The organism is Enterococcus sp. DIV1639a (assembly GCF_050530445.1).
Classification (GTDB): Bacteria; Bacillota; Bacilli; order Lactobacillales; family Enterococcaceae; genus Enterococcus_B; species Enterococcus_B hirae.
Map to the genome: position 1 here is coordinate 2561074 of NZ_CP172886.1, position 16142 is coordinate 2577215.

13 protein-coding genes are annotated in these 16142 nt (G+C 38.9%); 3 read left to right on the plus strand and 10 right to left on the minus strand.

Annotated elements, in window-relative coordinates:
• Nucleotides 1-237: 237 nt before the first annotated feature.
• Nucleotides 238-1116: a cation diffusion facilitator family transporter gene (locus tag IGJ32_RS11795; RefSeq protein ID WP_088745601.1), complete on the plus strand. Its 879-nt coding sequence runs from the start codon at nucleotides 238-240 to the stop codon at nucleotides 1114-1116.
• A gap of 64 nt (nucleotides 1117-1180) precedes the next feature.
• Here IGJ32_RS11795 and IGJ32_RS11800 read toward each other — a convergent pair whose 3' ends face one another.
• The 6 genes from IGJ32_RS11800 to IGJ32_RS11825 all read right to left on the minus strand — a co-directional run bounded on the left by IGJ32_RS11800 (nucleotide 1181) and on the right by IGJ32_RS11825 (nucleotide 9532).
• On the minus strand, nucleotides 1181-3052 hold the full coding sequence (locus IGJ32_RS11800) for a glycosyltransferase (RefSeq protein WP_088766002.1): 1872 nt from the start codon (nucleotides 3050-3052) through the stop codon (nucleotides 1181-1183).
• Between the two features lie 193 nt (nucleotides 3053-3245).
• Nucleotides 3246-4550: a glycosyltransferase family 2 protein gene (locus tag IGJ32_RS11805; RefSeq protein ID WP_010720951.1), complete on the minus strand. Its 1305-nt coding sequence runs from the start codon at nucleotides 4548-4550 to the stop codon at nucleotides 3246-3248.
• Complete coding sequence (locus IGJ32_RS11810) at nucleotides 4550-5059, minus strand: hypothetical protein (protein ID WP_010737037.1); 510 nt, start codon at nucleotides 5057-5059, stop codon at nucleotides 4550-4552. The genes IGJ32_RS11805 and IGJ32_RS11810 overlap by 1 nt, the downstream gene beginning before the upstream one ends.
• A gap of 294 nt (nucleotides 5060-5353) precedes the next feature.
• Nucleotides 5354-7489 (minus strand): HelD family protein, encoded by a 2136-nt coding sequence (locus IGJ32_RS11815; protein WP_430610537.1) that lies wholly within the window; start codon nucleotides 7487-7489, stop codon nucleotides 5354-5356.
• Between the two features lie 75 nt (nucleotides 7490-7564).
• Complete coding sequence (locus IGJ32_RS11820) at nucleotides 7565-9220, minus strand: FAD-dependent oxidoreductase (RefSeq protein ID WP_126343015.1); 1656 nt, start codon at nucleotides 9218-9220, stop codon at nucleotides 7565-7567.
• Nucleotides 9221-9532 carry a rhodanese-like domain-containing protein gene (locus IGJ32_RS11825; RefSeq protein WP_181915136.1) on the minus strand — a complete coding sequence of 104 codons (312 nt, stop codon included), beginning with the start codon at nucleotides 9530-9532 and terminating at the stop codon, nucleotides 9221-9223.
• 171 nt (nucleotides 9533-9703) lie between these two features.
• On the opposite strand from IGJ32_RS11825, the gene IGJ32_RS11830 reads away from it, so the two are divergent.
• The gene (locus IGJ32_RS11830) at nucleotides 9704-9964 is read left to right on the plus strand and encodes a metal-sensitive transcriptional regulator (RefSeq protein ID WP_010737033.1); all 261 of its coding nucleotides are present in this window, start codon (nucleotides 9704-9706) and stop codon (nucleotides 9962-9964) included.
• Nucleotides 9965-9976: 12 nt separating this feature from the next.
• Nucleotides 9977-10288, plus strand: coding sequence for a DsrE family protein (locus tag IGJ32_RS11835; protein WP_010720957.1), 312 nt, complete (start codon nucleotides 9977-9979; stop codon nucleotides 10286-10288).
• Nucleotides 10289-10429: 141 nt separating this feature from the next.
• On the opposite strand, the gene IGJ32_RS11840 is transcribed toward IGJ32_RS11835, so the two are convergent.
• The 4 genes from IGJ32_RS11840 to glpO all read right to left on the minus strand — a co-directional run bounded on the left by IGJ32_RS11840 (nucleotide 10430) and on the right by glpO (nucleotide 16133).
• Nucleotides 10430-10978: a CDP-alcohol phosphatidyltransferase family protein gene (locus IGJ32_RS11840; protein WP_342082039.1), complete on the minus strand. Its 549-nt coding sequence runs from the start codon at nucleotides 10976-10978 to the stop codon at nucleotides 10430-10432.
• Between the two features lie 203 nt (nucleotides 10979-11181).
• Entirely contained in the window at nucleotides 11182-13080 is a 1899-nt protein-coding gene (locus IGJ32_RS11845) for an endonuclease MutS2 (RefSeq protein ID WP_342082038.1), read from the minus strand.
• Nucleotides 13081-13592: 512 nt separating this feature from the next.
• A complete protein-coding gene (locus IGJ32_RS11850) occupies nucleotides 13593-14309 on the minus strand; it encodes an MIP/aquaporin family protein (RefSeq protein ID WP_010720960.1) in 717 nt (238 codons plus the stop codon).
• Complete coding sequence (gene glpO, locus IGJ32_RS11855; RefSeq protein ID WP_342082037.1) at nucleotides 14310-16133, minus strand: type 1 glycerol-3-phosphate oxidase; 1824 nt, start codon at nucleotides 16131-16133, stop codon at nucleotides 14310-14312.
• Nucleotides 16134-16142: the final 9 nt, after the last annotated feature.

Here is a 16142-nt window from a genome sequence, read left to right on the forward strand (position 1 = left end):
AGCTCAAAGCATACGCATCAGATGACTTTCCTGCTTTTTGTTTTTAGCTGATTTCTGAATCTACTGCAGGTGTCATCATAGCTGATCCCTTTTGATTCGCTGCTCCTATCGATTCAGTTAAGCTCGGGATAGTTCCAAATTTCGCCTATCCAAAACCATTATATTTTCCACACTTTTAATGATTTTATTCGAAAATATTATAAGATAATAAAATACTTTATGTTGGAGTGAAAATGTGTGAACAAAGACAGATATAAAGAATTGAAACAAGCAGAATTAGGTGCAATCATCAGTATTGTCGCTTATATCGTAGTCTCGATACTGAAGTTGACTATCGGGAATCTCGCAAATTCTGAAGCGTTAAGAGCCGATGGCTTAAACAATTTTACGGATATCCTAGCTTCGGTTGCTGTATTGATTGGTTTGAGAATCTCACGCAAACCTGCGGACACTGAACACCGTTATGGTCACTGGAAAGCCGAAAATATTGCGAGTTTAATCACTTCGTTTATTATGTTATTGGTTGGTCTGGAAGTCTTGTACTCTTCGATTCTCTCGATTACTGACAAAAAAATGGAATCACCTGATATGACCGCAGCCATTGTTGGGATTGTCTCAGCGCTGATCATGTACGGGGTTTATCTCTTTAATAAAAAACTAGCCACAAAAGTCAACAGTCCTGGTTTACTAGCTGCTGCGAAAGACAATCTTAGTGACGCGTGGACAAGTATCGGTACAGCCGTGGCAGTGTTTGCGGCCTCCTTCAATTTGGGTTGGTTGGACAGTGCCGCTGCAATCGTTGTGGGTTTATTGATTTTAAAAACAGCGATTGACATCTTTAAAGAAAGCTCCTTTTCTTTATCTGATGGCTTTGACCAACAAAAATTAGAGCGCTACAAACAAGCGGTCAATAATATCCCTGAAGTCCAAAGCGTGAAGAGTATCAAAGGGCGTACTTATGGTTCAAATACCTATGTAGATATCACTGTTACCATGGACCCTAATTTGACTGTCAAAGAAAGTCATGATATTTCTGATTTGATCGAACACACTTTATTTGAACAATTCCAAGTCCACGAAACAGATGTACATGTCGAGCCCGTGGAGAAGTCTTGAATAGCTGATAAAAAATGAAAAAAGAATCATTCGCCTTTTTTGAAAAGCGAGTGATTCTTCTTTTTTAGCTTTCTACTAAATCATCTTCCATATCAAATTCTAGTTGTTTGGCAGCATTCAGCTGGTCACTATAATAACTCGCTAGTTCTTCCGCTGATTGTGGGGTCAAATCTTCAAATGAGAAAGTGGTGTAAGCTTCCTGTGTTTCTCGACACACTGAAGTAATCTGCAACCCTTGTTGTTGATCAACAAACATATAGTTTTCTCCCGGAATGAATGATTCCCCACCAGTTCTGATCCGAAAGCCATTAAAACTCATTTGATACATCTCAAAAATTTTCGAATCATAGGATAACTGACGATTGACTGTAATACTTAATGCTTCACTGTCACTTTCGATATCTCGGTTTTTACCGATCGTGATGGCATAAAACAAGCCATAAAGATTATAGACTGACCATACTAACGTAACAATATAACCAAATTCATAGCCTTCCCCACGAATCAATCGGTAAAGAGCAATGATACAAGCAAAAAGAATCCAGCAAAAAAGAACGATATGCGGGAACACCGTACGCCAATCAAATGCGTTACTCCCGACAATTTCTTTTTTCGTTACGTTGAATTTCTTTTGTGGTTTGAAAAATTCTTTTAATAATGCTCCTGTGTGGATCGGTGCCACAAAGCAATCATAAATGTGAGAACTCGTTAGATTTCTTATTTTAGGCACGTATAATCTAAAGGATAAGGTGATCATAACAAACGGCGGTAAAAAGAATAGTAACAATTGATGGTTGTTACTTCTTACAATAAAAATATCAAAAACCATAAACAGCGTAGGAGCTAATAAAAAAATAATTTTTTGGAAAGAAGTAAACCAATACAAATAAGAGTTGTAATAACATAATTTTTGCATCAATGACAACCCTTTTAACTTTCGTGGCTTGAAGTGGTCAAAAATCTGCTTCGTACCTTGTGCCCAACGCGAGCGTTGGGAAGCTAGTTCTTTCGCTGTATAAGGGGTAATTCCCAATGCATAAGCCTTGTTGATAAAGAGGGTCTCGTAGCCGGCATTTTGTAACAACATCCCTGTCGCCATGTCTTCTGTAATACTATTCGTTGGAACCCCACCGATTTCTTCTAAAGCACTTCTTCTAATAATTGCATTTGTCCCGATATGGATCAGGGCATTTTCTCGAGAAAGAGCTGGCTCCAAAAAGCGCATAAATAATTCTTGCTCATTATAAAAGGAATTTCTTAAAAGCTGAAATGGATCTTTATTATAGAAGGTTTGAGGATATTGAACGAGTGCCATTTTAGGATTTTTGAAATAATTAACGGCTTCAAAAATGATATTTTTTTTGACAATAAAATCTGCATCCAATAGTAGTACGAGGTCACTAGTCGTTTGTGAGAGTGCATAGTTGATGTTGCCAGCTTTCGCATGCTCATTGCCCTCTCGTGATAAATAACCGATGGAAAAACGTTCCGCCATCTCTTTTAATTCCTCACGATGACCATCATCGCAAATATATATTTTTTTATTGGGATATCGTAATGCTTTGACAGCCAAAGCCGTGGCGATCACTAATTTACTATTTTCGTTATACGTACAAATAAACGCCGCAACACTTGGTTGAAAACTCTCGTCATAGGCCTCATAGAGATGTTCATTTGACAATTTATTCGAAAATAGGTAAATAAAAAAACCGTAGACAAATAACCCGATAAATTCTGCAATGTAAAGAATGATCCCAAATATTAAAGAAACAGAACTATCTATTGGTATGGTATAAAACAAGCGCCATATCAAATAAACAGCTAAAAAAGTAATCGTGATCTTTGAAAAAAGCTGTTTGACAAAATCATATTTTTTTGCCAACAAATACAACAATATAATTATTAAAAACAACCCCGTCAGATAGTACAATTCCACATTATCTCCTCCTTTATGTTTATATTAAACATTATAATGGTTATTATAAAAAACAGTTAGTAAACGGTTTCCAGGGATCGTTTAGCTGTTTTTTTAAGATCATTTAGTTAGTTATGTAACCAAAAAGACTGTAGTAAAAGACGGCTTTCGTCTTCTGCTACAGTCACTTGTTTGCTAGTCCTTTTCAGTTGCATCATTCACTTTTTCGTTCTGGACTTTTCCATGTGCCGCTTCCGTATCCTAAAATCGTTTTGATTGCTGGGATAAAGGTTGTCATGATGGTGATCGCATTGACCATCCAGAATAACAACATATACAATGGGGCAAATAACATATATTTCAATTTTCTTCCTTGATCGTCTACCACCAAAGATGCAATCAGTTGAATGATGCCTGAGATCATTTCGAAGCAAACAAACAGAAAACTAATCGTCAATGTCCGATAGATTTGTTCAAAATTTCCTTGATAAAGATAAATACCCATTAAAATAATAAAAACGAAAAATGAAATACAAAAGAACAACGACCAAATAATACTAAAAGTTTGATCAATAAACATGAACGTCCTGCCGATATTTTCAAAAGGATGGAAGAGGACTTTTTTAAAATTCGTCAACCAGACTTCCGTCCCCCCTTTTGCCCAACGTTTTCTCTGACGATAAAGCATCGGCAAACTTACTGGAACTTCCATAAAAAATATGATGGTTGGCGCAAACACCGAGATCCAGCCATTCAACTGATGATCCCACGCAATACTGATATCTTCTGTTGCCCGATCTTGACGAAAGCCGCCAACATCGATCAATGCGTCTTTTCGATACATGGTATTTGCCCCACTGTACGCATAAAGACCGCCAAGTACACCTGCTTGTGTTCGTTTGATGATCCCTACGATGCTCGAAAATTCAACAGTCTGGGATTTTCCAAGTAAAGACGTACGATTTTTCACGTCCATATTGGCAGTAACAGCAGAGATATTTCTACCACCAGGGCGAATAAAGTAATTCACATAATTTGACAAAGCATCTGGTTCAGGTACCGTATCCGCATCATTGCTTAAGATCAACCGACCTTTGGCAAAAGCCATCCCAATATCAAATGCGTGAGCTTTCCCCTTATTTTTATCAATGCGGATCACTCGTAATTTGGGGTATTTTTTTTGTAAACGAGCTAATATTGCTGGGGTTTCGTCAGTTGAACCATCATCTGTCACTAACACTTCATAATTCCCATAATTGATTTTTGTCATTAAATAATCGATTGTGTCTTCAATCACCACTTCTTCATTGTGGGCCGGTACCATGATCGTGATAAACGGTTCGACCTCTGTCGGAATCTCCGCCCAATCAATGTGCTTATATTTAAATAAAAACGAATAGCATAATACCCCAATAAACCATGCAAAACTGCCAAGGATTGGATAAGAAACAAGGATAAAATAAATGATCGTAGCTACAAAATCCAGTAGTTCATTACCTGTATGAATGACTCTGACCATTAGAGTTCGACCCCCTCGTTTTTGTAGAGGTTTTCGATCAAATCTTTTTCAAGATTTTGCTCTTCTGATACTACGTAATAGCAAACCGCTTCACGCTCTTCCTTAGGTCCAAAGCGCATGCTGAATTCCGTTTCTAAAATATCTCGACGCTTTTCTAATTTTTCTTCATCATACATTTTTTCACTTCTTAGCATCGTCTGGTAACGACGATTATTCCAACGAGTCATGAATAAGAATAAAAGAACAAAGCCTAAAAAAGCAACTGCTAAAAATAGCAACAAAAAAGAAAACGTTTTTCGTTCTTCCGGAAACGAATGCCATTGTAATCCTCTCCCTTTCATTGAAGCCCGAAACGAAATAGTTACCCAAATAAATGGAAAAATCACGCCACACCATCCTAGAATCGCAACAATCCATTGCTTGATTTTTAACCGTCGATTTCCTTTGGCAAAAAACTTATCCTTAATCAAAAGAGTTGCTACTTCTTCACGTTTTATTCGAGTATTCATTTTTCTCCCACCTTTAAAAAATAAATTTAGTCCCCTTTTATAAAAACCTTTACATTTTTTGATGATGACAGCTAGACGAACAATTCATCAAAATGACCAACTAGACCTTACTTATACTTTACTTTTATTGTATTTATTTAAATTTGTTTATTTAATAGTAGCTTGTTTCTTGAAATATGTATGAGATTTGATCTTGACGTTAAGGTTTTCTTAATAAATTAAAATAACTAAAATAATAAAAATATAAAACAAGTTATCTTAGCGAGTCTCACTAAAGATAACTTGTTTTTTTCTCTATTGATCTGTTACCAAAGAAATAACGACAGTTTTCATTGCTCGAGATATAGCCGTGTACATTTGCCTTCTTTCACGTGGGGTATTCGGTTCAGCTGTTAGATAAATCAGTACGTGATCAAATTCGAGTCCTTTAGAAAGACTCAATGGGCGTACTTGGATGTTCAGCTGGTTGTTCCGCTCTACTTTTTGTTGTATCATTGCGGCTTGCTGTTCTTCCAACGTAATGACTGTTAATTGTTCACCCGTGTGCTGTTGTCGTTCATTGACCTGACTGAGCCACTGATCGAAAGTCGCTGCAGTCACAAATTTCGGCTCTTCCCCATAAGGACGAACGGAAACAATAGCGATCTTTTCTTTTTCCCCTGAATATTGGGTAAAGAGAGTCGTGATTGCCCCGCTTGAACGATAACTATTCAATAAATCATATCTCGTCACAGATCGTCCAGCCGTTGAAAAATAGCTTTCAATTGCTTCAAAAGAAGTCGTGGAATTAAAAATCCCCTGATTTTCATCTCCTACGAGTGTAAAACGAGCGTTGGGGAAGATGTTTAACAAGAGCAAAAGTTGCGCACTCGTATAGTCTTGCACCTCATCGATCAACACGAACTTTTTGACTTGGGTGATTTTTTCGATCAGCAGATGGCGTACATGCAAACGTGCGACGGCTTCATCTAATGTACAAGGAGTTGTTCGCTGATACTTATTCCCAGTATAACTTTGATAAATCTCCTCAAATAAAAATTGTTCATCGACCCACGCCATCTGTTTGATTTGTTTCGTTACTGTTCGATATTTTCTTTGAAGCAATTGTTTGCCATAACTGACTAATTTCTCTGGCGATTCATCGGTGATCAACTGTTGGAAATACTTTTGTTGCATCTCTTCTGGTAAGGATAATAATTGATCTTTAATGGCGTCACTACCTGCTTGTTTCAGCAATTGCTTTTCCCAGTAGCGCAACAATCGGTCTTTAGTCGCTTGAAGTTTTTCTCTTAGATTCGGGTAATCGGGCGTGCTATCATAGATTTTTTTGATCACTTCTTTTGAGATCACGATTTTTTCCTTCTTTTTGATCGCTAAAAAGCAATCAGCCTGTTCAGTAAACAAGGAGGTCGCTTGCTCGATCTGCTTCATAAATGCCTGACTTCTGAGAACTGCTGTCTGGTCATCCACATCCGTCTGCGTAATCCGATGAAAATAAGCTTTTTCTGACTCAACATTCCCTAAAAAAAGTTGATCCACCAACTGAAGCATCGTGATATTCAACGGATTTTTTTCACCTAACGAAGGTAATACCTTACCGATATAATCAATAAATTGATGGTTCGGTGACAAAATCAGCAAATCATCCGCAGAAAGTTGGTTTCGGTATTGATAAAGCAAATAAGCAATTCGTTGCATGATCGTTGAGGTTTTCCCACTGCCTGCAACGCCATTGACTAAGATATTTTGGCTTGTAGTGTCTCGGATGATCGTATTTTGTTCGGATTGGATCGTAGCCGTGATTGCCTTCATCTCTGACGTCTCACTTTGTTCTAAAGCATCAAGTAAGACATCATCTTGGATTGCTACCGAGGTGTCAAAAAAGTGGAGCAATTGATCTTTTTTGATGATAAATTGACGTCGCTCATGGATCATTACCTCGATTTGGTTTTGATTCACTAAATAAGAAGACTGACCTAAATCGTTGTTATAAAAAAGAGAAGCAATCGGCGAACGCCAATCATAAACCAAGGTTTCATCTTCATCATTGGTAAAGTTAGCCGTCCCAATATAAAAAGCTTCGTGACTGTTTTTTCCTTGTGCTTCTTCCTCTAAAAAATCAATTTCGATCTTCCCAAAATAGGGACTCATCAATAGCCGTTCGATTTTTTTCAAAGTCTCATTAGCTGATTGGATCTTGAGATTCAATTGATCGATTTCGCGATTTTTCATCTCAATCAGTGAATACGTATCAAGATTGTCTAAATAACTATCAAAATTGATCCGAATATCTTCGGACATCGTTTGTAACGAATCCCGTCCGTACGCACTGGTTTCTTGTAATAGTTGCTGATACTCTTCCTGCTTTTCTAGTAATTGCCAATAAACTGACGCTAGATAGGCTTCTTCTAAATTTCGTGTGTTGATCATACACATTCTCCTTTGATTCGAAGTAGTAGAACTAACCAGTCTAGCGCCATTTTACTAAGAATGCAAGGCAAAGCTCTATTTTTCTGGATAAATCAAGTCTTCTGGACGAACAGCGTGATACAAAGCAAAGGCGCCATCGAGATTTTGGACATGAAAGCCTGCTTGTTTCAAGATACGTTCTGCTAAGTAACTACGCAGTCCACTATGACAGCTGACAATGTATTCTTTCTCATGGTCTAATTCCGCCAATCGACAGCGTAAATCATTTAAAGGAATATTCAGCGCATCTTTAAAAGCACCGTTTTGCAACTCGCCTTCATTACGAACATCGAGTAAGATTTTTCCTTGTGCAAGTGCTTCTGGCAATTCATGCCATTGGATTGTCTCGCTTAGCCCTTCTGCGACATTCATGGCCACATATCCCAACATGTTCACTGGATCTTTCGCAGAACCAAAAGGTGGCGCATAGGTAAATTCTAATTCCGGTAAATCAAAAATCGTTAGTTGTCCTTTGATGGCTGTGGCTAAACTATCGATTCGTTTATCAACACCTTTGGCACCCACTCCTTGTGCACCATAGATTTCACCTGTCTTAGGATGAAAGATCAGTTTTAACAAAATATCTGTAGCTTCAGGATAGTAACTAGCATGGTCTTTCCCAGAAACATGGACTACTGAGAAAGGTAAGTTGGCTTGTTGGGCCATTCTTTCTGTTAATCCAGTAGAAGCGGCAGCAAGGTCAAAGACCCGCACAATTGACGTACCAAGACTTCCTCGATTGTTACGAACGATTCCCGCTATATTATCTGCTGCTTGTCGCCCTTGACGGTTAGCAGGAGAAGCAAGAGAAATCAACGCATCGGCACCTGTAATTTGTTGTTTGACAACGATGGCATCTCCCACCGCATAGATGGAAGGATCACTTGTTTGGTAGTGTTCATTGACTACGATCCCACCACGCAGCCCTGTTTCAAGTCCAGCCATTTTTGCCAATGTACTGTCTGGCTGAACGCCTACTGAGAGGATCGTTAAATCAGAATCGATCGTTGTGCCATCATCTAATCGTAACTGCTTGCCACCATGTTCAAAAGCAGTGACAGAACGTTTTGTTTGGACATGGACGCCTTGTTTAATGAGTTCATTTTGGATATGCACCGCCATTTCTTCATCTAAAGAAGGCAGGACATGTGGTGCCAGTTCTACAATTGAAACTGCCAGTCCACGTTTTTTTAAATTCTCTGCCATTTCCAATCCGATAAAGCCTGCCCCTACTACGACAGCTTTTTTGGGTTGTTCTTCAAGAGCAGTCATTACCAAATCAATATCCGGTACATTTCTAACAGTATAAACATTTTTGGCTTCTGCTAATCCTGAAATAGCTGGTTTAACTGGCTTTGCCCCTGGGGAAAGAAGCAATACATCATAACTTTCCTGCCATTTTTTCCCGTCAGATAAAACTTCAACTTTCTTTTCATCTGGATAAACGGCTGTGACTTCATGATTGGGACGCACATCTAATTGAAAACGAGCAGCCAATGATTCTGGTGTTTGTACCAAAAGATTCTCTCTCTCACTGATCTCACCAGAGAGATAATAAGGTAACCCGCAATTGGCAAATGAGACATACGGTCCTTTTTCAAACACGACGATTTCAGCATCTTCTTTTAAACGACGTAATCTAGTAGCAGCAGACATCCCTCCTGCTACCCCGCCGACAATAACAATTTTCATTTATTTCCCTCCTACTGTTGGTTCAAACCATTGATTCATTCCACCACGTACATTGATAACATCATACCCCATTTTCTTCAACTCTTTCGTAGCTTGTTTGCTCCGCATTCCCGATTGACAGATGACATAGACAGGCGCTTCTTGTTTTCCTTTAAAACTTAGAATACGCTGAAGTGGAATATTTTTCGCTTGTCTGATATGCCCCCCTCGGTATTCTGCTGGTGTTCTTACATCGATCAACTGAATAGAACCATTCAATTTTTCTTTTAATTCCGCTGTTGAGATTGATTTGACTGTTTGAAATAGTGACATCTTGATTTCCACCTTTTTTATTTTTTGTAAATACCTTATGGGGTATATTCAACACAAAAAAGAGAGAATTGTCAACTATTCAAATTCTAGCTTTTTTAAATCGACATAATTATTTACAAAATATACCCGCATAGGGTATCATCTCACTAGAAGCATAAAGGAGGTTTTCAAATGGAAATCAATGACAAGAACATCATCAATCGACTAAAACGAACAGAAGGACAAATTCGCGGCATCCAAAAGATGATTGAAGAAGAGAAAGACTGTATGGCAATTATCACACAATTAAGTGCCGTTCGTTCTAGCATTGATCGTGTCATGGGAATGATCGTGGCAGAAAACTTAAAAGACTGTTTGGAGCATCCAGAAAACAGCGCAGAAGAGCAAGCCAAAAAAATGGAACAAGCAATCAACTTGATCATCAAAAAATAAGGAGAGACTCAAATGAAAGTTGTTTTTCATATCGATGAAACGAGAAAGTGGCATGAAACGATGAATAACGTCAAGAACCTATTGAAAATCGCTCCTGAAACGACAATTGTGGTTAGTGTCAACGGTGAAGGCATCACCGGCTACCTTGATCCAGCAAATGAAGAATTTCTTGCTTTAGGGGTTACCTTCCACGCTTGTGCTAATGCGCTACGTGGCAATCACATCAGTACAGAATCCTTGCCTGAAAAAGTCATCGTGGTACCAGCTGGTATTTTAGACCTCATTGAATTACAAGAAAAAGGCTATGCTTATATCAAACCTTAAGACTACTAGCTTCGAGAGTTAAGCAAGGTTCTCCTACAGAATCTAAAACAATGAGCGGAAATCCATCCCCTCATCAAGTAAAAGAACTCAAACCACTTCCTTGGTTTGAGTTCTTTTATTTGTATTTGAGACATTACTCTCTTAATTCAATAGTTTATGATATTCACGGATATACAAAATGAAGGATTGAAGCAAGCTATAAGTGATCAATCCAAAGATCCAATTGACCCAGATCGCAGGAAGTTCGGGAAACAACAGTAAAAGCACCATGCCTGCGTAAATGACCGCAGTTGCTAATTTCCCATACCATTTTGCTCCATCTAATTTCACATTTTTTCTCAATCCAATGATACCAGCAAAAAACATGAACCCTTCTTTGATCAGAAACAAACCGAATATCCACCAAATCATTGGTCGATACCAAGCCATGGAAAGGATCAAGACCAGTTGCGTCAACTTATCTGCCACTGGATCTAATAATTTCCCCAATTCCGTGATTTGGTTGAACTTACGAGCAATAAATCCATCTAAAAAGTCAGTGATTCCTGATAGAGCAATCAAGATACCGGCAAGCATAAACGATTGCTCTAAAACAAAGTAAAAATAAAACGGCAAAAGGATCACACGAAAAATTGATAAGAGATTAGGGATCGTTCCTATTTCTTTTCGCCAATTCGAAGTCAGTTTCATCCATGACATCTCCCCAAATAAACTTTGTTCCATTTTAACCTAAATCGGTACAAGTGCCAATTTTTTCCCGTTGTCTAAAGTCATGAGTAACACTCCAATTTAGCTATTCACATACTTGGATCGTAAAAACTACTGGAACGACTGTCGAAAAAAGACGAGAGCTATTGGCTATTCCTCTTTAAAACAATGTCTTCATTTAACCCCTAGTCTCTTTTTTCTCGTCGTTCTTTAGCTTCTTTGGCTAATTTTTTATGCGCTTTTTTCGATCCTCGCGCTAGATCTCTTTGCCATTTTCTAGTTTGAAAGTCTGTAAACAAATGGTCTAATTCATAACCGACTGGATATAACTTTTCTGCTGACATCTTTAACGTGAGACGTTTTCGTGGGACCTTGATTAACTCTTTATCCAAGAAAATCGTAACCGTTTCTTCTGCTGTATCTTCATAAACTAAGGCTTCTTGTTGGTGGACCGCAGAATATACCCGATCCCCTTTCGAAAATTGCTGCACTTGTGTCTTCGTCCTAGGCACGTTTACTTTCGTTGTCTGAAACACTTTTTTGGTTGTCTGATAAGCTTTATGCTGGATATAATATTGGGCTTGTTCGATCAAGGTTTGCGACATGTTCATTTTTTGAGCGATCCATAGCGCTTGGCTTTCTCCTGTTTCCCCCACTTGAAGAAGGTATTTAGGTTTCAATGCTTCTTTATCAAATGCCATTGCGGCTGGAATAAAATCTTCATGATCATTCGCAAATTTTTTGATTTCGCCATAATGAGTAGTTGCAACGATCAATGCCCCTTGTTCATACATGGCTTCCATGATAGCAACTGCTAGCGCCGCTCCTTCATTAGGTTCTGTGCCACTGCCGATCTCATCAAGTAATACAAGGGTATTTCTGCTCACCTTGCGTAACATCTCGGCAATATTTTGCATATGACCAGAAAACGTACTTAACGCATTCTCGATCGTTTGCTGATCGCCAATATCCACAAAAATCTCATCGAAAACAGCTAGCTCTGTTCCTTCGGCTGCCGGAACCTGTAAACCAAACATCGCCATCAACGTCAATAACCCCACTGTCTTTAATACGACGGTCTTACCACCTGCATTCGCTCCAGTGATCACTAATCCTCGATAGTCATTACCAAGTTCAAAGTCTAACGGAACAGCCTTCCCTTGGATCAGTGGATGCCTTCCTTGTTTGATCTTGATGTATTCTGATTGATTGATCCGTGGTGTCACACCATGGATTTCTCGACTATACTTCCCTCTGGCGAAAATGATATCTAATCTAGTAATCGTTTCGATAATCAAATCGATTGCTTGTTCTTGTTCTGCTAAAGCACCAGTCAAATAAGCTAAAACTTGATATTCTTCTGCTATTTCTTCTGCTTTTAACAATTGATAATTCATACTCGCTTTTTCCACAGCCGTTGGTTCAATAAAGACGGTCGTCCCTTTATTTGACTGTTCAATAATCGTGCCTGGCACTTTGTTTTTATAACTAGCTTTGATTGGGATCGTATAGTGATCGCCTTTTTGAACAATCATTGCTTCTTGGATCATTTCTTTGTTATGCGGATGTCTTAGAAACTTTAAAAGACGATCCTGGATTTCTTTTTCTGTTAGTTGTAATTGTTTTCGTACTTTTCGTAAATTTCGTGAGGCTTCATCACTCACTTTTTGGTTCTTGATTTGTTGATAGATCAACTCTTCGACCATCGACAAATCAGGCATATTCTTACTATACACATGTAATAAGGGTGTTTGATATTGATTTTTTTCAAAAAAACGCCGGATCATTCGACTACTTCTTAAAAAATCTGCATACTCGATCAATTCAGTTGGTGTCAGTAAAAAGCCTTTTTTCACTTGGGAAGTCAACGCATCAATCCGTGTCAATCCCATAAAGGGAACGTGTTGCTGACTTTCTAAGATTTGTCGCGCTTCTTTTGTTTCTTCTTGGCGATTTTTGACTGTCTGTAGATTAGTTTGCGGGGTCATTTCTTCGATACGCTTTTTGCTATATTGTCCAATAGCTCGTTTTTTCACTTCTTCTTTGATTTGATTAAATTGTAATTTATCGATTGTTTGTTTCATATTCTCTCCTTTTTTGAAGAGATACCTGTCCTAAAATAAATAAGACCTAGGAAAAATAAAAAGATGAGGAACATCTCAAATAAGACGCGCCCCATCCCTCATTAATAGAATTGTTGGTTATGAAATGACAGGTATCATCTATAAGCATGCCAAATAAGCTTACGGCTCTATTGGCTATTCAACTTACTACGTTAGATACCTGCTACACTCATCAAAATACCTCATTCATCTAGGTTTTATTTATTTTTAAATTCACTATAGCAAGTTTAGCTGTCACTGTCAATCAATAACGAAAGCCCTTTATTTCACTCTGGTTAGTTCAATCAAGACCCATGAACAAATCTAAAAAAATTTTCTGGTTGTCAGCAAAGCACCCCGTTGATTTTGCGATCTTCAATAACCCATTTTTTAAAGCGCTGCTCTTTGTCAAGTGCTAAAAAACGGTAAAATAGAAGACCTATTTTACCGTTTTCTATATTATTTATTAAGGAATAACACACTTTATCGCTTTTTTATACCATCAACATGTACATGCCCACAGCCACGACAGCTCCGACCATTGGCGCTACTACTGGTATCCATGAATAGCCCCAGTCTGAGTTTCCTTTGTTTGCAATTGGCAGAATCGCATGGGTCAGACGTGGACCTAGGTCACGAGCTGGGTTGATCGCATAGCCAGTTGGTCCACCTAGGGAAAGACCGATTGCTAAGATCAAACCTCCGACAGCAAAGACATTCGTACCATCGGCAAATGAGTTTTGTCCAAACGCTAATAATCCTAGTACTAAAACGAAGGTACCGATCAACTCGGTGATAAAGTTCGCTGGATAATTTCGAATGGCAGGACCTGTCGCAAATGTACCTAAAATTGCGCCTTGGTCTTTCGTCACACTCCAATGTGGTAAATACGTCAACCATACTAAAACAGCTCCGACGATCGCACCTAACATTTGCGCAATAATAAACGGAATCACTAGGTTCCAGCCAATTGCACCGGTCATCGCCATCGCTAAAGATACGGCTGGATTCAAATGAGCAGGTCCCATAAATCCGGAAATATAGACAGCCATTGTAACGGCTAGTCCCCAACCAAAAGCAATTACGATCCAACCAGAAGCTTGGGCTTTACTCTTGTTCAAGTTAACCGCAGCACATACCCCATCACCAAGTAAAACTAAAATCATCGTACCAATAAATTCTCCCATGATCTGCGTCATTTCTGCACTCATCTATTTTTCCCCCTTCAATTCACGTAGATCCGACTCTGCGATCAATTCTTCTAAATGAGCTTCTTGACGCTTCTTCTCTTCTGCTGACCAAGCGAAGTAAGACGCAATGGCATCAATGATCGGTTGTTTGATTGCATCAAGTTGATCACGTTCAAACAACAAGTGATTTGTGCGGCGAATCAAGTAGTCGCCTGGTGCTAATACCATTTCTTCTTCTAACCCATAACGTAAACGAGCAGATTCAGCTAAACTTAGTCCTTCATACGGTGTCATTTCTTTTGCCAAAGCAAAAATCTTTTTCGCATTGGTTCCATAAAAATCTGCAATGTATTTTGCATCAGCTTCTACTAAACCAGATTCAACTCCGATTTTTGTCAATTCTTCCACAGTTTCTTCCAGTTTTGTTGGATCAAAATCTCCTCCAGAAACGTGATAATGTTTCGAATCGATTTCTTTAACTGACATCCGGTAGTCATCTTTCAATAACTGGCGGATTAATTTTAGTGCGCCCTCTGCCATCTTACGGTAGTCTGTGATCTTCCCGCCTGATAGTGTCACCAAACCATCCGATTCACGTTCTAACGAGCTGCCTCGAGAAATCGAAGAAGGGGCTTTTTCATCACGGCTGTTTTCTAAATGATTCAATACATCCTCTACTTCTAACCGAGAAGCCTTGTTTTCTTTATATTCAGTAACCGTATCAACGACTTTACTAAAGCTTTTATCTGAAATAGAGCCGTTGTCACCACCGTTATAGTCAGAACCAGAATTACCGATCAATAATGGGCGTAACCCTGCCCAACTTGATTCGATATCTGCGAGGGTGATGTTTGCATCTGGGTAACGATGATTGATGACATCTAATAAATAGTCCACATCTTCTTGCGTTACTTTTGGATCCGTATAGTCCCCTTGATAGTCCGTATCTGTCGTTCCAAAATACGTTTTATTTTCTCGTGGAATGGCAAAAACCATTCGGCCATCTTGTTTGCCCGTGTCAAAATATGTTGGTTGTGGAACAGGCAGTTTTTTAGCATCTACGACTAGATGAACACCTTTGGTTGGTCGCATCTTAGGTGATACCGCACGTTTGAAATTCAAGTTACGGATTTTATCGACCCATGGACCACTTGTGTTGATTACTATTTTTGCATGGATCTCCACGACTTGATCCGTTAGCAGATCACGTGCTTTGACACCCACGATTTGATCTCCTTCATATAAAAAGCCAATCGCTTTCATTTTACTTACTAAGTAAGCGCCATCTTCTGCTGCTTTTTTGATGTTATCGATCACTAAACGTGAATCATTGTTCCGAAAATCTAGATAAACACCAGCGCCCTTTAACCCTTCTTTTTTCAAAAATGGTTCTCGTTCTAACACTTCTTCTGGCGTCAACGTATAGTTTTCATATTTTGTTCCAGTCACATTTGCCAATTTATCGTAGAGATCCATTGCCACTTTGACTGAAAACATATTAAATGTCGTTGCCCCCTCATCTTCATAGATCGGTAGTAACATTGGATCAGGTTTTGGAATGTGCGGTGCAATGCCTTGGACCACCGCTCGTTCGCCTACAGTATCTGCTACAACTTCGACGTCAAAAGTTTTAAGATAACGAATCCCTCCGTGTACTAATTTTGTGGAGCGTGAAGAAGTACCTTCTGCAAAGTCTTGCATTTCGATTAGCCCCGTTTTGATTCCTGATGCTGCGGCTTGAAGCGCCACACCAGCCCCTGTGATACCGCCACCAATAATCAGCAGATCCAACTTTTCGTGTTGCATTTTTTCAATACTTTCTTGTCTTGTTCCTCTTGAAAACATGACATTCCC